Origin of the sequence: Acetobacter oeni (assembly GCF_011516825.1) — a bacterium.
In the GTDB taxonomy this organism is placed as follows: Bacteria; Pseudomonadota; Alphaproteobacteria; order Acetobacterales; family Acetobacteraceae; genus Acetobacter; species Acetobacter oeni.
In genome coordinates, this window is the sequence record NZ_WOTA01000009.1 from 1 (window position 1) to 22571 (window position 22571).

Consider the following 22571-nt stretch of genomic DNA (forward strand, 5'->3'; position numbering starts at 1 on the left):
GCGCTCGGGTGATTTCAGTCCAGGCCATCTTGATCTCATCAGGTTATCGCAAACCCATGAATCATAACCCGCTGAAATCACTCAACTCATTTTCGGTCAGACACTGAGAGAAAATCAAAGCCAGGTTCTGCTCTGCATCTGGCAGGTAAAGTTTTTTACTAAAACAGCAGAGAGCCCGCATCCCCTGCCAGGGTTCGGAACAGCGTTCCGACTGGCGACCTTTACAAAAAAGTCCTGCACCGGAAAAATTCCCGGGCAGGACTGCTGCGTGACGCACTCTGCTTTTACCGCCGGGATGTCCACCGCGCTATGGTACCACCCGCCGGTGTAATGCCGTCGAACGACGTCATTTCCTCTCTCCACCGCTGCGGAGGGCCGTCGCCCCAGGGAACAAGCGACACGCCATCAGTCGAATCCCAGACATTCGGCTGGTCTTCCGGGTCCATGAACTGCATGGGAGGCAGGCCGAATTCGATCCTGTTGCCGTCCGGATCTCTGAAATAGGTAAAGATGCCGTTGGGAGGACCATGCCGCCCGGGACCATATTCGACATGACGACCATAGCCGAGATTGGCTGCGATATCGCAGGCACGGAACATGGCCTGCAGATCCGATACAATGAAAGCGACATGATGCAGTCGCGGTCCGGCACCCTGTGCCAGCACCAGATCATGCGGGTTGTTTTTACGTGCGAGGAAGATGCTCAGAAGCTGCCCTGTATCGACATGCGTCGTGTATTTCGAAGGACGGAACCCGAGTGCCATGAACTTCTCCGCCGTTGCCCCGACATCCGGTATGACACACTGGTAATGGTCGAGACGGAGCGCCCGTCCACCCTTCTGCGCCGGAAAATTATTGAGCAGGCGCGGCAGAACCGGCATCGATGAGCAAAGTTCGACAGGCGGCGTCCCCTCGCCGAACGACGTCAGAAGCGTCAGCCCCTGATAAGGACGTTCTGCGAAGGTGGCCGTGCCTCCAGCCGCGAGAATGTGTTCCTGTGCACGATGAAGGTCATCTTCGGACGCCACGCGCATACCAACACATTCTGCGGCCGGCGCCGTATCACGCCTCTGCATGAGAACAACACTGTGATGGCAGGCCTCTTCTATTCCGCGCAGGTACACGGTGTCAGAATCCTGATCACTGATCACCAGCCCAAGTATTTCCGTGTAGAATCTGACACTTTTTTCCAGGTCGGTTACAAAATACCGGACATGACTGGAGCGGGTAATATTGAACGGAGGATGTGTGACGACACTGGGTATGCTCATGAATACCTCTGAATTTCGATAAGGGCGTGCATCACAGAGGCTATCGTGAAGTATGACCTGATACTCTTCTGATAGTTACGCCTGCAGGACATCGCCGCTTTCGTTTCACCCTTTCGTCAGGGTACCAGTCACACCCCTAGACCTTCTGCGCCGCGCAAGGGACATTCGTTCTGATACGGGGGAAATAGGAAAAACGTCGGAAGATGAAAGACATAAAGCGCGCGGGCAGAAGGGACGCCCGGCTTTTCGTCCCTGCTGCTAAGAACCTGTCATGACAGGCACTGCCGGCGATTTTCGGCGGCGCGAATGCGGACGGACTTCCAGGTTCCGCAGCTGCTCGCCCTCCCGGGCAAACAGACCGGACGGAAGTGTACAAAGTCCAGTTCCGGAAACCGTTCACAACAGATTTTTCATCGTCTTTGATGCAGATCGCTTGCCGCCCCCTGCGCCTGTGCTATGCGTGCGCCCGCGGAGGACGCTGACATATTATGACGAAAAACAAATTTCTCACCGGGGCCGCCATGGCAGGCCTTCTCGGTATCTGCTCTCTGGCCCCTGTCCATGCCCAGACACCCGAACCCACAGCGGCGCCCGCCGCGGCCGGCGCGATTCAGACCATCCCCGGCATGCCCCCGGTCATCAATCCGAACAACATCTATTCGGAAGCGCGCCCGGACAACATCGCGCCGGAAGTCGCCAAAGACCCGGCCCGGATTTATGTGCCGAACCTGCGCTCGAACGATGTCTACGTGATCGACCCGGCCACCATGAGCGTCGTGGACCGCTTCCCCGTCGGACGCAGCCCGCAGCACGTCGTCCCGTCCTGGGATCTGCGCACCCTCTGGGCAACCAATAACGCCGAAGGCACCACCCAGGGCAGCCTGACGCCAATCGACCCGCGCACCGGTAAACCCGGCCCGGCCGTCCCGGTCGACGATCCGTACAATATGTATTTCACACCGGACGGCAAATCGGCGATCGTCGTGGCCGAAGCCCGCAAGCGCCTCGATTTCCGTGACCCGCACACCATGGCGATGCAAGGCTCGGTCGAAGCGCCGGAATGTCGCGGCATCAACCACGCCGCCTTCTCCATTGATGGCCGCTACGCAATCTTCACCTGCGAATTCGGCGGCATGGTCGCCAAGGTCGATACCGTCAACCACCAGATTCTCGGCTACCTGAAGCTCTCCACCGGCGGCATGCCCCAGGATATCCTGGTCGCCCCGAACGGCCGGACCTTCTACGTCGCCGACATGCACGCGGACGGCGTCTTCATCCTCGACGGCGATACTTTTAAAGAGACAGGCTTCATCCATACCGGCGTCGGCACGCACGGCATCTATCCGAGCCGGGATGACACCGTCATGTATGTCGCGAATCGCGGATCGCATAAGGTCCACGGCCCGCGTCACAGTAAAGACGGCAGCGTTTCAGTCGTCGATTTCGCCACGAACCGGGTCATCAGAACCTGGCCGGTCCCCGGTGGCGGCAGCCCCGATATGGGTAATGTCAGCGCCGATGGAAAACTTCTGTGGCTGTCCGGTCGCTTCGACGATGTCGTCTACGCCATCGACACCGCGACAGGTTCCATGAAAAGTATCCCCGTCGGCGCCGAGCCGCACGGTCTCACCGTCTGGCCACAGCCGGGCCGCTACTCGGTCGGGCATACCGGGATCATGCGCTGACAGAGACGAACGGAGGCAGAGCTTCACGGCTCTGTCCCGAACCCCCGGTTAAAAACACGCGCCACATGGCGAGCGTTTGACCGGCGGTCATATCCATGCCTCCCTGTAAGCCATATTCACACAGGCACAGGGAGGTCAGTCATGGCGCAGTTGTCGATCGGCGATCATGTATCGGACCTCAAAGGGGCGCACGAAGGTAAGCTGGTCGATATCGACGGCCCGACCGGCTACGTGCTGCAAGGCAACGGCGTGGAAGTCGAATTCCCCCTGAGCCAGCTGAAACCTTACGAACCCCCGAAAATCGCGGCAATACGCACCTTGTCAGGCCCCCTCCGCGACAAACTCCTGACCCCGTCGCAGAAAACTCTTCTGGCATCCGTCCCGGCGACCCTTCTCGCAGCCATCGCCAGAAGCTACGACACCGGCGGCGCGGAGCTCGGATCGCGCCCGGTCTTCGCCGCGCTCCCGGATTCGAAACGGCTGGACGTCATCCGTATCTACCTGCCGACACTGCCGCCGCGCATTCTCGCGCCGCATATGAATCTGGTTGTCGCCATGCGCGATATCGGGAAACAATCTTCATAAATCCCCCTGGCGAAATGAGGTGCCAACGACACCCGCTCTCCCTGAACCACTGGCTTCGTCCGTGATTTGTCCCGGCCTCGCAGCAGATTCGCGAAAATAATTGCTGGTATAAGCCCGCTCTTGCCCTTAAAAACGCCTGCCAAATCGCCCGGCAACCCGGCGCGCGCCCGCTGAGCAGGTAACTGATGGCCAGACAGCCACCTGTTTTCAGTTTCTTTTGCAGGCGTCACGCCCTTAAAACGGAGACTTCACGGCCATGTCCGAAACGCTGACACGCCTTGCCCCCGATCTGGCCCCCTCCGGCCTGCTGCCAGTCGAAGGTCAGGAAGGCGTGTGGCATCTCGCGCAACCCACGAAGGACTACCCGCACCTCTATCCGGCCACAGTTCTCACCGTTCACCACTGGACGGACCGCCTGTTCAGCTTCACCACAACGCGTGATCCGGCGCTCCGTTTCGAAAACGGCCAGTTTGCAATGATCGGCATCGAGGTCGAGGGCAAGCCGCTGCTCCGCGCCTACTCCATCGCTTCCGCAAACTACGAAGAGCACATGGAGTTCCTCTCCATCGCCGTGCCGGACGGCCCGCTCACCTCGCGCCTGCGTCACGTCAAGGTCGGTGATACCGTCCTGATCGGCCGTAAGCCCGTCGGAACCCTGCTGCTCGACAACCTCCGCCCGGGCCGTAACCTCTATTTCCTCTCCACCGGCACCGGCCTGGCACCGTTCATGAGCCTCATCCGCGACCCGGAATGCTATGAGCGTTACGACAACGTCATCCTGACCCACACCGTGCGGATCAAAAACGAACTCGCCTATCGTAAATACATCCGCGAAGACCTGCGCGAGCACGAATTCCTCGGCGAGATGATCGGGCCGAAACTGCGCTATTACCCGGCCGTCACCCGTGAAGAGTTTGAAGTCTCGGACCGCATCACGACCCTGATCGAAAACGGCAAAATCTTCCGTGACCTCAATATCCCGGAAATCGACCCTGAACATGACCGCGTGATGATCTGCGGGTCGCCGGAAATGCTGGCCGATACCGAAAAACTTCTGGAATCCCGTGGCTTCGACGAGGGCAACAATTCGCGTCCCGGCGCCTATGTCGTTGAAAAGGCGTTCGCTGAGCGCTGAGATGTTCAGGGCTCTGTCCTGAGCCCGCCGGAGATCGCACGTCTCCGGAAACCGTTTACGCAAATAAATCATGGCGCGGGGACCAGCGGTCCCCGCCAGCTCCGGGCAGAGTGACCCGGATCAGAATGACCCTGAATAACGCTCCGGAGAGAAGATGTCCGACAAGAAGCCCTGTGACGTCGATCTCCTGGTTATCGGCGCCGGGTCCGGCGGCGTTCGCTGCGCCCGAATCGCCGCCGGCCACGGCGCCCGCGTCGCCGTGGCGGAAGGGCGTCACTGGGGCGGAACCTGCGTCAATCTTGGCTGCGTGCCGAAAAAACTCATGGTCCAGGCCAGTGAATACGGGGATTACGTCGCTGACAGCCACGGCTTCGGCTGGAACACCGAACCCGGCACGTTCGACTGGGCAAAGCTGATCGCCGCGAAAGACCGCGAGATCCACCGCCTGAACGGCATCTACGTCTCAATGCTGGAAAAAGCCGGCGTCCGCCTGCTCACCGGCCACGCCCGTTTCGAAGACGCCCACACAATCGTCACAACGCCCACCGGCCTCGATCCCAAAGCGAAACCGGAGCGGATCACCGCCGAACGCATCGTCATCGCCACCGGTTCCGCGCCGACCAGACTGCCGATCGTCGGCGCTGATCTGGCCATCACCTCCGATGAGGTCTTCAGCCTGCCCGCGCTGCCCCGCCGCGTCTGCATCATCGGCGCCGGCTATATCGGCATCGAATTCGCCGGTATTTTCGCCGGCCTGGGCGCGAGCGTCGATCTCGTCTATCGCCAGGACCTGCCCCTGCGCGGCTTCGATGAGGATCTCCGTACCGCCCTGCATGAGGCCATCGGCCAGCGCGGCATCACGCAGCACGAAAAAACCAGCCCGACCCGGATCGAGTGTGATGGCGATGCGTTCACCGTCACACTCGATAACGGCAACCGGCTCACAGCGGACTGCGTGCTGATGGCCACCGGACGCCACCCGAAGACCGAAAAACTCGGCCTGGAAACCACCCGAATCCGTACAACAGAAGACGGCCGCATCGAGATAGACCGGCACTTCGAGGCCACACAGCCCGGCATCTTCGCCATCGGTGACGTCACCAACCGCCTGAACCTCACCCCGGTCGCCATTGCCGAGGGCCACATCCTCGCCGATCGCCTCTATGCCGACCGGTCCCGCGAGTGGTCCTTCGACACCACCCCGAAAGCCGTGTTCTTCACCCCGCCTCTTGCCAGCGTCGGCCTCACCGAAACCGAAGCCGCCGAACGGGGCACAACCGACATTTACCTCTCGAAATTCCGCCCGATGCGCCACACGCTGAGCGGCCGCGAGCGACGTACCCTCATGAAACTCGTGGTCGATCAGGCCACGCAGAAGATCGTCGGCGCCCATATGATCGGCGAGGACGCGCCCGAACTGATGCAGGGCCTCGCCATCGCCGTCACCGCCGGACTGCGCAAAGCCGATTTCGACCGCACCATCGGCATTCACCCGACATCAGGCGAGGAATTTGTCACCATGCGCACGAGAACACGCGTGTCCGGCGACTGAAAAGCAGGTTTCCGCTCAGAAGCCTCCGGCCGCCGCGCCCGAAAGACCACCACCGGCACCGCAAAACATCAGTAAAATGAACAAGGTCCGCTCTCGGGGCTTGAGCGTTTCGTTTCGGATAAGCTACGTAAAGGATGAAGATTTTGTCAGGTCGTCGCGCGACCGGCGGGATCAGCGCCAGACGCTCCGTGCCTGTTTTTGTCTCCCGGCCTCATAACCGGCAGAGACGCCGGCATCGGCGCGTTCCGTTCTGATCCTCCGGCACGCGGATGTTAATGGGGCAGGGGGCTACAGGCGTTAATGGATATTCAGTTCTCCACGTTTGCTGGGCGGGGCCCGCGGCAGGCCGCCGGGACACCGCCGCTCCCCGGTACGAAAATACTCAGCGCCGTCGCAGCCGTGGTCGCCGGAGTCACAGCAGCTCTCCCCGCTCATGCCGCCGACGCAGCCCCGGCAATCGACAGCGGCGATACCGCCTGGATGCTGGTCAGCGTTGCCCTCGTTCTGATGATGACCATTCCCGGACTGGCCCTCTTTTACGCCGGTATGGTGCGCAAGAAGAACGTGCTGTCCACCGTCATGCAGAGCTTCGCCATCTGCTGCATCATCACCATCGTCTGGATGATCGCCGGCTACTCGCTCGCCTTCACGACCGGCACACCTTATATAGGCGGCCTGTCGAAAGCCTTCCTCGCGACCATCGGCGACCATATCTCCAGAGGCGCCGATATTGGCTTCACTCTCGGCGCCGACTCCCCGAACCCGACGGTCATGACCATCCCCGAGAGCGTCTTCATGACGTTCCAGATGACCTTCGCCATCATTACCCCGGCCCTGATCGCCGGCGCCTACGCCGAACGCATGAAATTCTCGGCCATGTGCGTTTTCACCATCCTCTGGTCGCTGCTGGTCTACGCCCCCGTCGCGCACTGGGTCTGGAGCCCGGTCGGCTGGCTCATGGGCCTCGGCACGCTCGACTTCGCCGGCGGCACCGTCGTGCATATCAACGCCGGTATCGCCGGCCTCGTCTGCGCCATCGTTCTTGGCAGACGTCGCGGCCTCGGCACGGATGACATGGCGCCCTTCAACCTGACCTACGCCGTCATTGGAGCATCCCTGCTCTGGGTCGGCTGGTTCGGCTTCAACGCCGGGTCCGCCGTCGGCGCCAACGGTCGCGCGGGCATGGCCATGGCCACGACCCAGATCGCCGCCGCCGCCGCGGGCGTCGCCTGGATGCTCGCCGAATGGGCGCGCACGGGCAAGCCAACCGTCCTGGGCATCATCTCCGGCGCCGTCGGCGGTCTGGTCGCCATAACCCCCGCTGCTGGTTTCGTGCTGCCGGGCGGCGCTCTGATCATCGGCCTCATCACCGGCGTCGTCTGCTACTGGAGCGCGACCACGCTTAAACATATATTCAAATATGATGACAGCCTCGATGCCTTCGGCGTGCATGGCGTCGGCGGAATCGTCGGTGCACTGCTGACCGGCGTCCTCGCTTACGGCCCGCTCTCCGCCACCGACGCAAATCCGGGCGGATCGCCCGGCTCGTTCCACCAGCTGATCGTGCAGGCCGAAGCCGTCGGCGTCACCATCATCTGGTGCGGTGTCATGACCTTCATTCTGCTGAAGATCGTCGATGCAGTGATCGGCCTGCGTGTTTCGGCCGAAGCCGAGCAGGAAGGCCTGGATGTCGCGCTTCATGGCGAGCGCATTTCATAACGACCAGCGATTCGCTGTCGTCAGTCGTCCGGAGGCCGGGTTCCGTAACCCGGCCTCTGTCATGTCCGGCAGTCGCGTTATAGAGTCCGTCCGGGCACTGTTGCCCGGACGTCCCGCCTCTCAGGAGGCCTGAAATACAGAGTGCCGCGCCCGCCAGGCATGGACGGGACACTCATGAAGATAAAGGATAGCTGATGGGCTTCATTCGTTCGGCGCGTGCCATGGCCACGTCCCTCGCCGTGCTCGCAGGCAGCGCCGCCTGGATCGGTTCCGCGGAGATCGCTCACGCGATGACTGCTAAAGAGTGCCACGCGAAATTCACCGAATCGCGAAAAGCCGGTACCCTGACCTCCGGTCAGACCTATAAAGAGTTCAAGACCGCACAGTGCTCCGGAGCCGAGGCCGAGGCAGACGACTCCGCCCCGGCCACAGCCACGCCGGCAGCGCCTGCGGCGACCCCCGCCGCCACGAAAGAGACCGCCAGCCCGGTTTCATCCGGAAATGCTGTATTTCCGGGGCAGGTTTCTTCAAAATATTCATCACTGAGCGCCGGCGCGGCCCGTCGCAAAACATGCCTCGACCAGTATCACGCCAACAAGGCAAACGGCGGCAATGGCGGTCTGACATGGATTAAAAAAGGCGGTGGCTATTACAGCCTCTGCAATAAGCGCCTGAAAAGTCAGTAATGTTTTACTGATAGAGTATCTTATGACGGCCGTGCCCGGATCTTTTCCGGCGCGGCCGTTTTTTTATTCCGGAGCTTCCCGCCAGCCCGACAGCCAGGGGCTGGAGACACCAATTATGAACACATAGAAACCATTGTATCCGAAAAATTAGTGATTTGTCCGAAGAATAAGACCCGAAATCAATTCACAGGACATTCGGCCAAAAATGGCCGGGTGTGATTTTCGGGAGCATCGAAAACATGGCAACCATCATCAGCAGCGGGACAAAGACAAATCAGACTGACAGCAGCGGAACAATGCTCGTTTATAATGGCGGAGTGGTTGACGGTCTCGTCGTCAGCTCCGGCGCCACGCTGCGGGTCTCCAGCGACGGGACTGTAAACGATCTCACTCTGCTTAGTGGCGGCACGATCAGTGTTGGCGGAACAACCGCCAGCCCCGCTATCGTCAGCGGTGGAGAAATAGAGGCCGGCGATACGGGCGTGAACGTCCTGAGTGGCGGCTACCTTGAAGGTATAACCGTCGACTCCGGCGCGACCATAACCGGCATCAACACGGGGGCTGTCGCCAGTGGCCTGATCCTTGAGGCCGGAGCCACGGAAAATATCATCACGGGTGGGATCGACAGCGGCGCCATATTGTCGGGTGGAACAGATGGTGCTGCCGGCGCGCAACAGAATGTAGAGGCCGGCGCCAGTGCGGTCAGCGCCACTCTCTATGGCAACGCGGTGCAGCTCATTGCCGCCGGTGCCTCAGCGGTCGATACCACACTGAGCGGCGGCGGGTCCGCCGTTGTTGCCAACCAGGTCGTCTCGAACGGTGGTTATGCAAGCAACACCACCATTCTCAGCGGCGCCGAACAGCAGGTTCAGCAGGGAGGCAGTGCCTGCGATATCACTGTCAGTTCCGGTGGCGAAAGTGACGTTCAGTCAGGCGGCGTTGTCTCAGGTGTAACTGTTGATTCCTCCGGTTTTATCCAGATCGCAGCCGGCGCTACAGCCAGTAATATTACGCTTAACAGTGGCGGGTCCGCCTACGTTCTGGATAATGACGGTGTGGGCGCGACCGTCGATAACATCACGGTCGCAAGCGGCGCCATACTGGAGATTGGCGGTACCGACGACGCCATCACCAATCTCACGCTGTCAGCCGGCGCAGAGCTTCTGATCGATCTTGATCCGTCCGATTACACCGTCTCCTACGCCTCTGATGCGATAAACATTCTGGATTCCACCGGCGCAACCGCTGACACAATCAGCCTGGCCTCTCCGATCGACGGGGCTTCCGATTTCACTCAGACCAACGCCACCGGCTCACAGGCCCAGACAGCTTTCGAACTGACCGACATCGCCTGCTACTGCCCCGGCACACGCATCGCGGTTCAGAACGGCGAGGCCCCGATCGAAACCCTTCAGATCGGTGATCTGGTCCGCACGGCCTCCGGCGCCCTCCGTCCCGTGCGCTGGATCGGGCGCCGCAGCTACGCGCCAGCCTTCGTCGGAAAAAACAAAAAGCTGCTTCCCGTCACCATCAAAGCCGGCGCGCTCGCCAGCAATGTGCCGGTGCGTGACCTCAGCATCTCCCCTCTCCACGCCATGTATGTTGACGGTGTGCTCATTCCCGCCAGCTCGCTGGTCAACGGTATCAGCATCGTGCAGGACGAAGAGCCCGGCGAAGTGTCCTATATCCACCTCGAACTGGAGAGCCACGACCTGCTGATGGCCGAAGGCACCCCGTCCGAGACCTATGTGGAGGACGGCTCACGCGGCATATTCCAGAATGCCGCCGATTATTACACCCTCTACCCCGATGCCGGACGTGCGGAGCCGGTCTACTGCGCTCCCCGGGTCGAAGGCGGGGAACAGCTCGCAAAAATCTGGCACCGGCTTGCCGAACGCGCCAGACTGAATCCCGATACGGATATGCCGCGCCACGAACAGGCTCCCATGTCGGCTGCTGACGCGGAGACGGAAGAGCATCTGCATGGCTGGCTGGATTTCGCGGATCGTCGCAAAGTCAGCGGCTGGGCCTGGAATCAGAACCAGCCCTGGGATAAAATGCAGGTCGATATATTCGTTGACGACGAATACCTCACCACCGTTTCCGCCGCCGATCACCGCCCGGACCTCGTTGCCTCCGGTTTCGGAACCGGATGGGCCGGATTCTCCTTCGCCTTCACCAGACCGCTCGACCCCTCGGTGGCGCATACCATCGCCGTCCGTTACGCCGGCACGGATCGTCACCTGAACGATTCGCCGCGCCTGCTCGCCGCCTCGGACGAGTTCAATGACGAGCTGGAAGCGTTCGTCACCCGGGCCATTTCCGGCCTCGAAACCGATGAAGAACGCAGCCGGGCTCTGAGATTCGTCGCGCATCAGGCCGATCTGATCTGTCAGGCAAAAGCGGAACGCGATGCCGGGAACCGGGAAAAGGCAGAGCACGACCGCATCCGTCGCCTGGCCGGGAAATCCGCGTCCAAAATCCCTAAACTCCGCCGTGCGCTCGTCATTGACGAACAGTTTCCCCGGCAGGGACACGATGCCGGATCAGAAGCCATCTGCTCGCATATCCGCGCCCTTGGACGCCTCGGCTACCACGTGACGTTCACAATGCCGTCCACGAATATCCCGCAGGACCTGATTTCCGTCCTGGAAGCCGAAGGCGTCTCCGTGGCCACCGCCCCGTTCTACGCGTCGCCCGAAGACCTGCTGCGCCGGCAGGCCGGCACATTCGACGTTGTCTATCTGCACCGCGCCGGCCTCGCGTCATCCTATGCGGGACTCGTCAGACGCTACATGAGCAACAGCCGCCTCATCTACAGCGTTGCGGATCTTCACTATCTCCGCATGGCCCGTCAGGCCGCCGTGGAGGGGAACGCCGGTCTCGCCCGCGAAGCCGGACGGATGCGGACACTCGAAGTGACTTCCGCTCTTATGTCCGACGTCGTCGTCACCCATTCGGCCGTTGAAGCCGAAGAACTGCGACGCCTGATGCCGGCTCTGAAAGTGCATGTCGTTCCATGGGACATCGCCGCGCAGCCCGTGAAAACATCCGCCCGCCAGCGTCAGGGCGTCGCTTTCCTCGGTCATTACCGTCACGCTCCCAACCGTGATGCCGCCGACTGGCTGGTCCGCGAGATCATGCCACTCGTCTGGCAGCAGGCCCCGCATATCCGCTGTGTGCTGGCCGGCACGGATATGGACGCCGGTATCGAAGCCCTGGCACGTGCCGCCAGCCCGTCATGCGGGGGCGTCGAAGTTACAGGCCGAATCGAGAACCTGCGGGACGGGCTGTTCGAGCAGGTCCGCCTGGGCGTCGCGCCCCTGCGATACGGAGCCGGCATCAAAGGCAAAGTACTCGAAACATTCGCGGCCGGTCTGCCCTGCGTCATGACGCCCATGGCAGCCGAAGGCATTGATCTTCCGGGAGGCCTGAGCGCGCTGGTTCAGAAAGACGCAAAACATCTCGCGGCTGAAATCGTCCGTCTGCATGACGCTCCGGACCTGGTGGATACGATGGGTAACACGGCCTGCCGCCTGATCGCGGAGAAATGTGGAGAACACGAGGTCAACACAGCCCTGGCAGAAGCTCTTGGAAGACCGGAGGCCGCACTGGAAGCGCCGGAATTTTTTAAAGCATCGGCATAACCCCGGCCGGGGGCCTCTCCGCTTACAGGCAAGGTCTGGCACGTGAACAGCATCGGACCGGAATCCATCCGGTCCGATGCTGTATTATATTTAAGGCCAGCATAGTCAGGCTGTAACCGAAATGAAGCTGCCGGGAGGGCAATCCCGAGCCGATTCCCCATGGTAAGGCTTGGCACTGACAGAAGCAGGACCGGCCTGCGCTGATTTCAGACCTTTATGCTGCGAATTGTACGAAAATTAACTTCTTTACTTCAAGACTGAAATTGAAATTTGTTTCAATAAGTAACTTTCAGAGATCAGAATATGGCCCAGACAGAATCACCAGGGATCGGTCCTGTCGTCAATGTGACTGACGTTTCATCTATTTTTGAAATCCGGAATCATGGTCTTGTCCACGTATCTGATAATAAAACTACCAGAGAAGCATTTGATTCAGATCAGGACGAGTTAACAATCCGAAATTCCGGTCTGTTTGATGAGGAATTTTATTATCAGGCTAATGCTGACGTTAAAAACGCAAAGCTGGATCCGGTAAAACACTACATTGAACATGGCGCGGACGAGGGACGCCGACCCAACCGGAGTTTCGATACAGCGCATTATGCCGGGATATTTCAGAACGAAATAGCGTCCGGTGAAAATCCATTCGCGCATTATATCAGAACAGATGGAAAAACGGTCTATTCAACCAGGGGAATGCTGGAAGACTACTCTTATCGTTCGGTATACAAAGCTATTTCCCGGATGAAACACCTCGCGTTTTTTGGTTCCACGGATTATGTGGCAATGAACAGTGACGTAACCACGTCAGATCTTTGTCCGGCCCAGCATGCCGTGCTCTATGGTATCAGTGAAGGACGCTCAGTACTCTCGCGGAAGCATATCGCAAAAACATTGGGCAAGCTGGCGCAGCAGTCTCCTGCTCTGTCGGCTGTTCCGTCAACACCACTGCTGAAAAAGCGAGATTTTCCTGAAAAAATAGGTGTTTTTCAACATTCCCTCGGAAATATTTTTATCAGGGAAATTGCAGAAACACTGGTCAGTCAGTTGAATGACGCCGGACTTAATGCCATCCTGCTTGATGAGACATGCTCCATACAGGAAAAACCTCAGTTCTGTATTTTCTGCGGACCACATGAGTTCTTTTTCCTTCCCGGTTCAGAGCCGTGGAAGGGGGATGATATTGTCCGAAATTCAGTCATGTTTAATACCGAGCAGCCGCAGACGCTGTGGTTTGTCAGAGGTTTGCTTTATAATCTGATGTCCAGCGGTGTCATCGATATTTCTTTTCAAAATTTAGAAGTGTTTTCAGGTGCAGGTATTCCGGGGCTGTTCTTTAACCCTCCCGTGAATATGTCTTCCCGGATACTATCACCCGCTGATCAGTCTCATGCAATGGTACGAATTTTACCTCCATCATGTAGGAAAAGCTCTGATCCGAAACTGTCATTCAATAAACGGGAAATAGATGTCAGTTTTTTCGGAAATCATACCGACAGGCGGGAAAAATTCTTCTCCAGACATGCCGAATTCTTCGCGGATTATAAATGCTTCTTTTATTACAGGCGTACGGGTGGCCCTATAGCTGACAGTCAGAGATACGGGATATTGTCGCGTCTTGCCAGTCATGTTGCCTCTCACTCAAAAATTTCTCTCAATATTCACAGGGAAAATGACCTCTTTTTTGAATGGCAACGTATTGTAGCGCAGGGAATGGCACGAGGTTCCCTTGTTGTAAGCGAGGAATGTCTCCCGCACCCGTATTTTAGTGCGGGAATTCACTATCTTTCTGAAACAACCAGACATATTCCAAATCTTGTGGAGTGGCTCCTTCATTCATCTGATGGAAAAAAAGAGGCCGCCCGAATACGCAGTAATGCCCTTACCAAAATCGTGAACGGCCGTCAGGCGGCGGAGGATCAGAATAGATTATTGCGTTTTATTTCATCGCGATGGAAGGCTATCAGCAGTGACCATTAAGCCCTGGAATCGCCGATATGAGCATATCTACAAAACGTCCATGGAAGCTCCTGCATCGGAGAAACTGATATCAGTCTGCATCCCGCATTTTAATTATGGTGATTACATCGAGGAATGTCTCGATTCCGTCTGTGCACAGACACATACGGATATTGAGCTTATCATTGTAGATGACTGCTCTGACGAAACTTCGTCCCTTGCAGCTATTTCAGGCTGGGCCGACAGGAACCGGGAGCGCTTTCATGGCGTCTCGGTCATCAGAAACCTGCGCAATATGGGACCGTCCGTGTCACGCAATATCGCTATTGAGCAGGCGAGAGGAGAATTCATCCTGCTTCTTGATGCTGACAATATTCTGTTTCCCGCAGCGGCGACAAAACTTTTGACAGCCTGTGTCGATGGAGGGTTTGATGCTGTCTATCCACAAATTGTCGAGGTCGGAGACCGGCATGGTCTCGGACATGCTGATCTGTGGGATCCGATCCGGTTACGCGAAGCAAATTATATTGATGTTACCTCGCTTGTGAGAAAATCTGCGTTCGAGACAGTAGGTGGCTTTAGTCATATCGAAGAGGGCTGGGAAGATTATGATTTCTGGATGAAGTTTGTTCGAGCTGATCTGGATGTTGGATTTCTTCCCGAAATTCTTTGCAAATACAGAGTGCATGAAGTCTCCCGTACAATGCGGGAAGCTTTGCCTGCTCATTATGATCTCGAACTTATAATGGCCTTTCGGTATCCCGTATAATGGGCATTTTTATGTTATATAAAGAGTTTTTTGTAAATTATAGAAAAAATCACACAGTAATTTTTTGATATTGCGGAGTTGGCCATGACAAAAACATATGATTGCTTTCCTTTTTTTAATGAACTGGAAATTTTAGATCTGCGACTAAAGATGCATAATGATTTTGTTGATTACTTTGTGATCAGTGAGTCTGCAAAGACTTTTACAGGAAACCCAAAGCCACTTTTTTTTCATGAAAACAGAAAAATTTTCAAAGATTATCTCCATAAAATTATTCACATTGTCGTTGATGACTTTCCTGACACAGAAGATCCATTCGTCAGAGAATATCACCAGAGACATTCGTTTTTAAGAGTGATGGAACAAGCGGAAGACAATGATCTTTTCATTATCGCAGATGCCGATGAGTTATTGCGGCAATCATCTATTTTGGAAGCTTCCAATTTCGATGGAATAAGCATCTTTGATATGCCCATGTTCCAGTTTTATATGAATTTGCAGCAGTCTCCATCGGGATGGACTGCGTGTTATGCGGGGAAAAAGCGATACCTGAAAAATATAGAAAATATCTCAACGGCACGATGGGATCGTTCGAAGTTCTACGATCAGTTGAAAACTGAAGGTAAAATCTTGCATGTGATGGATGCCGGATGGCACTTTACACATCTTGGAGGATTCGAACGTCTGCAGAGTAAATTCAGATCTTACTCACACGCGAACGATCCCTGGCCACGTGCAATGATGAATAAGGATGCGCTAAAAAATCATATTACAGCTGGTGGAATAGTGGGAAATTTCAAAGAAGTTTCAAAATTTATTCCAATAACATATCCTTATTATCCACTTGAAATAAATAATAATCAGAAAGTTTATTTAGATAACGGGTTCATAAAAGATGTTTATGAAGCAATGGATGAGTTGCAAAATCTTTTCCGGAATACAAGAAACGATTTTGCTAAAATTCTAAAATTTAGTGATGATAAAAGTGGCGTTTTGTATGGATTAACGGCTAAAGAATATTCAATTATGGCTGATATAATTTTGTAATTATTTTATATTTACATATAAAAATTTAATGTTTTTGTTTTAGCATGCCCGTAAAACAGGGATGGTATTGGAGGTAATTATTGTTCAGTAAAATTTTCTGGAAAGCGTTATGCGCTTTTGTGCATGACTGAGGCGGTAAATTCGGATGATTACAGCACACAACCGTATTCGTCTGATATCAGTGACAAGAAATGGTCTCTGATTGTTCCATACCTTCTTCTTATGAAAGAGGATACGGAACAACACCATCATGCTCGAGGGCCTTTAGTATGTGATCTGCTACGGCACCGCGTGGTATGCGATGCCGGACGATCTTCCACCGTGGCCGCAGTTTATCAGTAGTCCCGACGGTGGATGGCGCCAGGAGAAAAAGGGATCAAAGCTGCACATGGTGGCCGATGCCCAGGGCATCTTCCGGTCTTGCATGTGACACCAGAGAACAGGGATGGCCGGGCAGAATCTGGCCCGCTGGCTGAGGCCATCCGGCAGGCAACAGACAGAAGCGTTGAACTGGCATGGGCCGATCAGGATTACATCGGAGCCAAAGTGGTAAAAGCCGCTGAAGAGCTGGATATTATACCCGAAATCGTCAGACATCCTCAGGCGAGGCATGGTTTCGTGCTATTACCCCGGCGGACTGGTTGTGGAAAGATCTTTGGCATGGGCAACACGATGCAGGAGGCTCGTGAAGGACTATGAGCGATGTGCTTCAACGCTCGCAGCCGTGCACGCCCTCGCCTTCGCAGGATTCATGTACAGAAACGCTACCGCTCTGCTCATGCAAAATACCCTTTAGAGATTTTGAACGACTTTTTTGAAGTATCTCCTGGGAACGATATCGCAGATGTCAGCCGTCTCCCTCAATCGCGACCCGTGCCGCTGTCGCAAGCTGATCCACGCGCTCATTTTCAGGCACTCCGGAATGACCCCGAACCCAGTGCCACGAGACTTCATGCTTTTTTGCCGCCTCCAGCAGGCGCCGCCAGAGATCCATGTTCTTGACCGGGTCACCCGAAGCATTCCGCCAGTTCCGCCGCACCCAGCCCGTGTGCCAGCGTGTAATGCCGTTCTTCACGTATTCGCTGTCCGTATGAACCGCCACCACACAGGGACGCGTCAGTGCCTCAAGCGCTTCCGCCGCCGCCGTCAGTTCCATCCGGTTATTGGTCGTGGCCGCCTCGCCTCCTGAAAGCTCCCGTTCCTGCCCTTTGAAGCGAAGCAGAACGCCCCAGCCACCCGGGCCCGGATTGGGGCGGCAACCACCATCGGTCCAGACCTGAACAACCGCCGGCGCAGCCACGGAACCCCGCTCATCCGTCACATCCACAAATTCAGTCGTGTCAGACACCGTATGCCTCCAGAGTCGGCGAAGCGAGATGGAAGCGTAGCCGTCGCACGTAAGCCATCGGGTCCTTGCGCGTGACCATCGCTCCCGCCGGAGTGTTGACCCAGTCATAAAGCCGTGTGAGCGCAAACCGCATCGCTGCCCCGGCACACAACACCGGCAGAGCCGTACGTTCCGCCTCCGTCAGCGGCCGCACGCTCTGATAGCCTTCAAGCAGCCGCCGGGCGCAGGTCACATTGAATGTGCCATCATCGCCGAAACACCAGGCGTTGAGACAGATCGCCACGTCGTAGGTCAGCAGATCCGTGCAGGCAAAATAGAAATCGATCAGCCCCGAAATCGTTCCGTCGAGAAAAAACACATTGTCCGGAAACAGATCGGCATGAATCTGCCCACGCGGCAAAGCAGACTCGCCACGCATGGCAGGCCAGGACGGTAGAATCCGGTCCAGCGCAAGATCGAGTTCCTCGCTCAGCCCGGGAAAAGCCTGCTCCGTGCCCCCGTTACCCCGGGCCGCCCGCAACAGCGGTCGCCAGGCCTCCGGCCCCAGTCCGTTCGGGCGCTCCGTCGCATAATCCTGACCGGCAACATGCAGCGCCGCCAGCGCCGCTCCCAGCGGAGCGCAGTGCTCCACGCTCACATGCCGGGGCCACACACCCGGAAGAAACGTCGTAATCGCGGCGGGCCGCCCGGCCAGTTCACGCAGCGCCAGCCCGTCACGGCCCGCGACCGGCAACGGACAGGACAGGCCCCGCATGGCAAGATGACGCATCAACCCCAGAAACCAAGGCAACTCCACCGGGTTCACCCGCTTTTCATACAGCGTGAGAATAAAATCCCGATCGGTCCCGTCCTGCGTCGTGCGCAGAACGAAATTACTGTTCTCCACACCCTCGGCGATGCCACGGAAAGCCGTCAGACGGCCAATATCATATTCGGTCAGAAAACCGGCGAGGGCTTCATCCCCGACTTCCGTGTAGACAGCCATGGGCTCCCTTCAGAGCAGTTCACCAGTCAGACAAGCCGGTAAAAACCAGGACGCCTGAAAAATAATTGACGCGTTCGGCCTCAGCCAAGCGGCGCGGGAAGACGGAACGTCACGTTCTCTTCCTTCACGGTCCGCTCTTCGATCTTCAGCGTATAGCGTTTCGCCAGCGCATTGACCATTTCCTGCACCAGCGCTTCCGGCGCGGAGGCCCCCGCCGTGATGCCAACCGAATTCACGCCGTCCAGCACCGACCAGTCGAGCGCCGCCAGTTTAGGCACCAGCAACGCCCGCTTCGTGCCCGACCGCTCCGCAACCTCGCGCAGACGCTGCGAGTTCGACGAGTTCGGCGAGCCAATCACGATGACCAGATCGCATTCCGGCGCAATCGCCTTCACAGCTTCCTGACGGTTCGTCGTAGCGTAGCAAATATCCTCGCGTTTCGGTCCTTCGATCAGCGGAAAGCGATCACGCAGAATGTCCACGATCTCCGCCGTGTCATCCACCGAAAGCGTCGTCTGGGTGATGAACGCCAGACGCGTCGGATCTTCCGGCTGCACCGTGCGGGCCTCTTCGGCGTCGTTGATCAGCGTGACAGCGCCCGGCGGCAACTGACCCATCGTGCCAATCACCTCCGGATGCCCGGCATGGCCAATCATCAGAATATGACGGCTGTCCGGACCGCCATCGGCATAATGCCGCTCGGCCTCGCGATGGACCTTGGAAACCAGCGGGCATGTCGCATCGAGATACAGCAGATTGCGGCGCGCCGCTTCGGCCGGCACCGTCCTGGGAACGCCATGCGCGGAAAATACGACATGACCATCAGGCGGCACCTCGTCGAGTTCCTCGACGAAAATCGCTCCCTTCGCCTCCAGCTCCTCCACAACCGTCCGGTTGTGGACAATCTCATGACGCACATAAACCGGCGCGCCATAGGCCTTGATGGCTTCTTCAACCACGCGGATGGCACGGTCAACGCCGGCGCAGAAACCACGCGGGCCAGCCAGAATAACCCTGAGCGCGCGAGTGCCCGCATCCGCAGCGTCAGGCATGAGTGTCGATGTAAGCTGATCGGGCATGGTATTCCCCAAACGTTCGGCAGGCGATAAACGGGGCGGCCGGCAAAAAGGCCGGTCCGGCCGGAAAACTGATCGGTTTTGCCCGCCCTACGCAAGACAGGCGGATCGCGCAAGCCGTATCGGACGGATTGACCCGCTCACCGGGCCGTGCTCCGGAGTATGAGACTCACGGCCGACGGGCAGACCCGCATGGCCGGTATTCTCAATTCTGACCCGGCCCGGTTTTCCCGGACGCACTTCATGTTTAATACTTCGCCTCATGCTTTTTGTCCCGCCTCTTTTCTGCCCGCCCGTTCTCCTTCAGGCTCTCCGTCCGCGACTGCCCCGCGCCGATCGCACGTGTGACCTGCCATCCTGGACTGCCGCATGACCCACTCTCCGTCCCGTTCTCCTTCAACCCCGGCAGAAGGCCGTGCCCCGACTCGGGCGCTCTCCGGCTTCAGCTCGCCCCTCGGACGGTATCTGACCGGCCTCGCCGTCGCGATCACGCTGCCGCTCACCCTGGCCGGCTGTGGTGAAGATGACAGCGTCGGTTTCGCGCCGACATGCCCCGCCATGCACATTCCGGCCGAAGTCGCGGATTATTATAACTACTCCGCAAAAGGGCCGAGCTTCGACCACCTCGTGACCCGCGCCAGCATCACCCACCTGGGCGGTGATTGCGCCGCGGCCGCCGAGAACGAAAAGAAAAAAGACCTGCGAACCCGTGTCAGCGTGCATATGGTGGTCCGCCGTGGCCCGGCCGCGACCTATAGTTCACTGACGCTTCCCTGGTTCGTCGCGGTCGTCCACAACGACAAGATCGTCGGCAAACATATCTTCGAACAGGCCGTCACCTTCCCCGACAGTGCCTCGACAGTGGCCGTCGATACCCGGCTGGTCACCGTCGATCTGCCGATCAAACCGACAAACGGAGAGAATGATTACCGGTTCGAAGTGGGCTTCCAGCTGACAAAAACCCAGCTGGCCTATAACCGCGAACACGGCGTCCTGGCGACGTTCAGCGGCCAGTAAACAGCAGTTCGCCATGCATCAAAGGACCGGAATGCCGGCAGCGGAACCGCTATACGCCGCGCTTCGCGGAGGAGATCCCGCCACAGCCTGGCCAGATCCGGCCAACTCCGGGGCTCCGCAGACTGGCCGCTGCCGCGCGTGTCAGAAGCCCTCGGCCAGCGCATTCACAGCGATCACGAGCCGGGACCGTTGCCGCCCGCGCGGAAGAAAGCTAACCAGTGGACCAGATGTCGCATTCCGCGATGTTAATGAGACAGCCACGTCCGGCTGTCTGGTGACTGCTGGTTCGGTGCGCCCATGTAAGGCGGTTCCGACCTCTGAGAAGTATGGAGTGCCTGTCGCGTGCGTGAGCGTCCCGTGAGACCCCATTCTGACTCGCGCCCGGATGCGCCTGCCGCAAGCCGTTTTCGCAGAACATGCTCCGTCCTCCGGCGCGCCGGATTCGCGGTCGCCGCAACGGGACTGCTCTCCGGCTGCTCCTGGTTCCCTTTCAGCTTCGTCGGAGCAGGCGAGGGCAATGGCGGCACGGAGCACCAGGTGCTCTCTCTCTTCGGTTCCGGGTCCCATATCATTTCGGGTTACACCGGTAACATCGTTGCCGATGAACCTCAGGCCGCCATCGCCGCGCAGACCGTGCTGGAACGTGGCGGCAACGCGGCAGATGCCGCTGCGGCCCTCGGCCTCGCGCTGTCGGTAACGCTGCCGTCCCGTGCCTCTCTCGGCGCCGGCGGCGCCTGCCTGGCCTGGCGCCCCGGAGATAAAAACGGCGGGCAGGCCTTCATCTTCCTGCCAACAGGCGATTCCCCCGCCGATACCGTCCAGGGACCGACCGGGCATGCCGATCGTCCGGCCTCCGCCCCCATGCTTCCTCGCGGCCTGTTCCTGATGCAGCTCCGCTACGGCAGCGTCGATTTCGCGGAGCTGACCCAACCCGCGCTCCACCTGGCTCGCAGCGGCTTCGAAGTGGGAACCCAGCTGGCGTCCGATCTGAGCGCAGTCCAGGCGCCTCTGCTGGCCGATGACAGCGCGCGGAGCGTGTTCGCCCGACAGGACGGCAGTGTCATGAAGGCCGGCGATATCCTCGTCCAGCCGAGACTCGCCGGTTCTCTGACACGCATCCACTCCGCTGGACCGGGTGATCTCTATATCGGCTCACTGGCACAGGCCTTTGTGTCCGCCAGCGATGCAGCCGGCGCCGGCATCACCATGGCCGGTCTACGCAACGCGCTTCCGCAGGCCGTCATGCCGCTGACGATCACAGTGCAGGGCACGCAGGTCTCTTTCCTGCCGCCTCCTGCGGATGGTGGCTACGGGATGGCTGTCGCATGGCGGGCCATGGAAAACGGACGTTCCGGTACCTCTGGCGTCGGCGCACAGGCCGTGGCCGGCTGGCGCGCCAGCGAAAGCAGAAGCAATACGCCCTCCGTCCTGGCGGCACGTGCCCGGCAACTGATCGATTCCGGTCATATCCCTTCAGGCGGCACTCTTCCGAATCTGCCCGCTTCCACATCTTTTGCCGTGGTGGACCGGAAAGGCGAGGCCGTGGCCTGCGCCCTTACCATGAATAATCTGTTCGGAACCGGCCGTGTCGCAGGCTCCACGGGCATCGTGCTTGGCGCTTCCTCGGCACATCTGCCCTGGCCTCTGCTGCCCGCGGCTATCGCCCATCGTGACGACCAGTTCATCGCCACCGCCACGGCTTCCGGCCAGGCCGATGCCGCCGATGCCGCCGCCGCCGCGCTCTCCGGTGCCCTGCATGGCGACGAACAGGCTATGAAACCAGCCACCGTTGCGGGCCGCGCGAACGCAATCTCCTGTCCTTCCGGCCTTCCCGGTAATAACGGTCGCTGCTTCGGCTCCGTCGATCCGCGCGGCAGCGGCTACGCATCCGGTACAGCACGACACTGACCTCTCCCGACCGGGTTCATCGCTCAGACAAGAGAAGCCCGGTCGGCAGAAGCAGATTTTGACCCGGACATCACAAAGAAAATCCGCGTGACTCTTTCTGTCTCTCCCGAATGATTATTTCTCTGGACGGGCTGCCAGCAGAAAACCTGAGCTTCCGTCCGCCTTCATTATTGGTGAGTGGT

16 protein-coding genes and 1 pseudogene are annotated in these 22571 nt (G+C 58.3%); 13 read left to right on the forward strand and 4 right to left on the reverse strand.

Annotated features, from left to right (window positions below; translation table 11 throughout):
* Positions 1-284: 284 nt before the first annotated feature.
* A complete protein-coding gene (locus GOB90_RS07570) occupies positions 285-1271 on the reverse strand; it encodes a VOC family protein (protein WP_146887304.1) in 987 nt (328 codons plus the stop codon).
* A 488-nt stretch (positions 1272-1759) separates the two neighbouring features.
* Here GOB90_RS07570 and GOB90_RS07575 point away from each other — a divergent pair, with 488 nt between their 5' ends.
* The 11 genes and pseudogenes from GOB90_RS07575 (at position 1760) to GOB90_RS07625 (ending at position 16851) form a co-directional block, all read left to right on the forward strand.
* Complete coding sequence (locus GOB90_RS07575) at positions 1760-2956, forward strand: YVTN family beta-propeller repeat protein (protein WP_146887302.1); 1197 nt, start codon at positions 1760-1762, stop codon at positions 2954-2956.
* Between the two features lie 141 nt (positions 2957-3097).
* Entirely contained in the window at positions 3098-3541 is a 444-nt protein-coding gene (locus GOB90_RS07580; protein WP_146887301.1) for a hypothetical protein, read from the forward strand.
* Positions 3542-3797: 256 nt separating this feature from the next.
* Positions 3798-4676: a ferredoxin--NADP reductase gene (locus tag GOB90_RS07585; RefSeq protein ID WP_146887299.1), complete on the forward strand. Its 879-nt coding sequence runs from the start codon at positions 3798-3800 to the stop codon at positions 4674-4676.
* A gap of 154 nt (positions 4677-4830) precedes the next feature.
* Positions 4831-6228: a glutathione-disulfide reductase gene (gene gorA, locus GOB90_RS07590; protein ID WP_146887297.1), complete on the forward strand. Its 1398-nt coding sequence runs from the start codon at positions 4831-4833 to the stop codon at positions 6226-6228.
* 300 nt (positions 6229-6528) lie between these two features.
* Positions 6529-7947 carry an ammonium transporter gene (locus GOB90_RS07595; protein ID WP_146887295.1) on the forward strand — a complete coding sequence of 473 codons (1419 nt, stop codon included), beginning with the start codon at positions 6529-6531 and terminating at the stop codon, positions 7945-7947.
* 194 nt (positions 7948-8141) lie between these two features.
* Positions 8142-8633 (forward strand): hypothetical protein, encoded by a 492-nt coding sequence (locus GOB90_RS07600; protein ID WP_146887293.1) that lies wholly within the window; start codon positions 8142-8144, stop codon positions 8631-8633.
* Positions 8634-8872: 239 nt separating this feature from the next.
* Positions 8873-12280, forward strand: coding sequence for a Hint domain-containing protein (locus GOB90_RS07605; RefSeq protein ID WP_146887291.1), 3408 nt, complete (start codon positions 8873-8875; stop codon positions 12278-12280).
* Between the two features lie 303 nt (positions 12281-12583).
* The gene (locus GOB90_RS07610) at positions 12584-14260 is read left to right on the forward strand and encodes a hypothetical protein (RefSeq protein ID WP_146887289.1); all 1677 of its coding nucleotides are present in this window, start codon (positions 12584-12586) and stop codon (positions 14258-14260) included.
* The gene (locus GOB90_RS07615; protein WP_146887287.1) at positions 14250-15008 is read left to right on the forward strand and encodes a glycosyltransferase family 2 protein; all 759 of its coding nucleotides are present in this window, start codon (positions 14250-14252) and stop codon (positions 15006-15008) included. Before GOB90_RS07610 ends, GOB90_RS07615 begins: the two co-directional genes overlap by 11 nt.
* An 84-nt stretch (positions 15009-15092) precedes the next feature.
* Entirely contained in the window at positions 15093-16055 is a 963-nt protein-coding gene (locus tag GOB90_RS07620; protein ID WP_146887285.1) for a glycosyltransferase family 17 protein, read from the forward strand.
* Positions 16056-16178: 123 nt separating this feature from the next.
* Positions 16179-16851: pseudogene (locus GOB90_RS07625) on the forward strand (transposase).
* A 51-nt stretch (positions 16852-16902) separates the two neighbouring features.
* Here the strand turns inward: GOB90_RS07625 and rnhA are convergent.
* From rnhA to ispH, 3 genes are all read right to left on the reverse strand, one after another.
* Positions 16903-17382: a ribonuclease HI gene (gene rnhA / locus GOB90_RS07630; protein WP_261765944.1), complete on the reverse strand. Its 480-nt coding sequence runs from the start codon at positions 17380-17382 to the stop codon at positions 16903-16905.
* Positions 17383-17395: 13 nt separating this feature from the next.
* Positions 17396-18388: a homoserine kinase gene (locus GOB90_RS07635; RefSeq protein WP_146887280.1), complete on the reverse strand. Its 993-nt coding sequence runs from the start codon at positions 18386-18388 to the stop codon at positions 17396-17398.
* Between the two features lie 80 nt (positions 18389-18468).
* On the reverse strand, positions 18469-19467 hold the full coding sequence (gene ispH / locus GOB90_RS07640) for a 4-hydroxy-3-methylbut-2-enyl diphosphate reductase (protein ID WP_146887278.1): 999 nt from the start codon (positions 19465-19467) through the stop codon (positions 18469-18471).
* Positions 19468-19833: 366 nt separating this feature from the next.
* Here ispH and GOB90_RS07645 point away from each other — a divergent pair, with 366 nt between their 5' ends.
* Entirely contained in the window at positions 19834-20481 is a 648-nt protein-coding gene (locus GOB90_RS07645) for a hypothetical protein (protein ID WP_242011875.1), read from the forward strand.
* Between the two features lie 357 nt (positions 20482-20838).
* Positions 20839-22389 carry a gamma-glutamyltransferase family protein gene (locus GOB90_RS07650; protein ID WP_261765943.1) on the forward strand — a complete coding sequence of 517 codons (1551 nt, stop codon included), beginning with the start codon at positions 20839-20841 and terminating at the stop codon, positions 22387-22389.
* Positions 22390-22571 lie beyond the last annotated feature (182 nt).

Excerpts from the sequence above, each read along its gene's own strand:
- GOB90_RS07570 (WP_146887304.1), bottom strand. The coding sequence starts at position 1,271 with ATGAGCATACCCAGTGTCGTCACACATCCTCCGTTCAATATTACCCGC.
- GOB90_RS07575 (WP_146887302.1), top strand. The coding sequence starts at position 1,760 with ATGACGAAAAACAAATTTCTCACCGGGGCCGCCATGGCAGGCCTTCTC.
- GOB90_RS07580 (WP_146887301.1), top strand. The coding sequence starts at position 3,098 with ATGGCGCAGTTGTCGATCGGCGATCATGTATCGGACCTCAAAGGGGCG.
- GOB90_RS07585 (WP_146887299.1), top strand. The coding sequence starts at position 3,798 with ATGTCCGAAACGCTGACACGCCTTGCCCCCGATCTGGCCCCCTCCGGC.
- gorA (WP_146887297.1), top strand. The coding sequence starts at position 4,831 with ATGTCCGACAAGAAGCCCTGTGACGTCGATCTCCTGGTTATCGGCGCC.
- GOB90_RS07595 (WP_146887295.1), top strand. The coding sequence starts at position 6,529 with ATGGATATTCAGTTCTCCACGTTTGCTGGGCGGGGCCCGCGGCAGGCC.
- GOB90_RS07600 (WP_146887293.1), top strand. The coding sequence starts at position 8,142 with ATGGGCTTCATTCGTTCGGCGCGTGCCATGGCCACGTCCCTCGCCGTG.
- GOB90_RS07605 (WP_146887291.1), top strand. The coding sequence starts at position 8,873 with ATGGCAACCATCATCAGCAGCGGGACAAAGACAAATCAGACTGACAGC.
- GOB90_RS07610 (WP_146887289.1), top strand. The coding sequence starts at position 12,584 with ATGGCCCAGACAGAATCACCAGGGATCGGTCCTGTCGTCAATGTGACT.
- GOB90_RS07620 (WP_146887285.1), top strand. The coding sequence starts at position 15,093 with ATGACAAAAACATATGATTGCTTTCCTTTTTTTAATGAACTGGAAATT.
- GOB90_RS07635 (WP_146887280.1), bottom strand. The coding sequence starts at position 18,388 with ATGGCTGTCTACACGGAAGTCGGGGATGAAGCCCTCGCCGGTTTTCTG.
- ispH (WP_146887278.1), bottom strand. The coding sequence starts at position 19,467 with ATGCCCGATCAGCTTACATCGACACTCATGCCTGACGCTGCGGATGCG.
- GOB90_RS07645 (WP_242011875.1), top strand. The coding sequence starts at position 19,834 with ATGACCCACTCTCCGTCCCGTTCTCCTTCAACCCCGGCAGAAGGCCGT.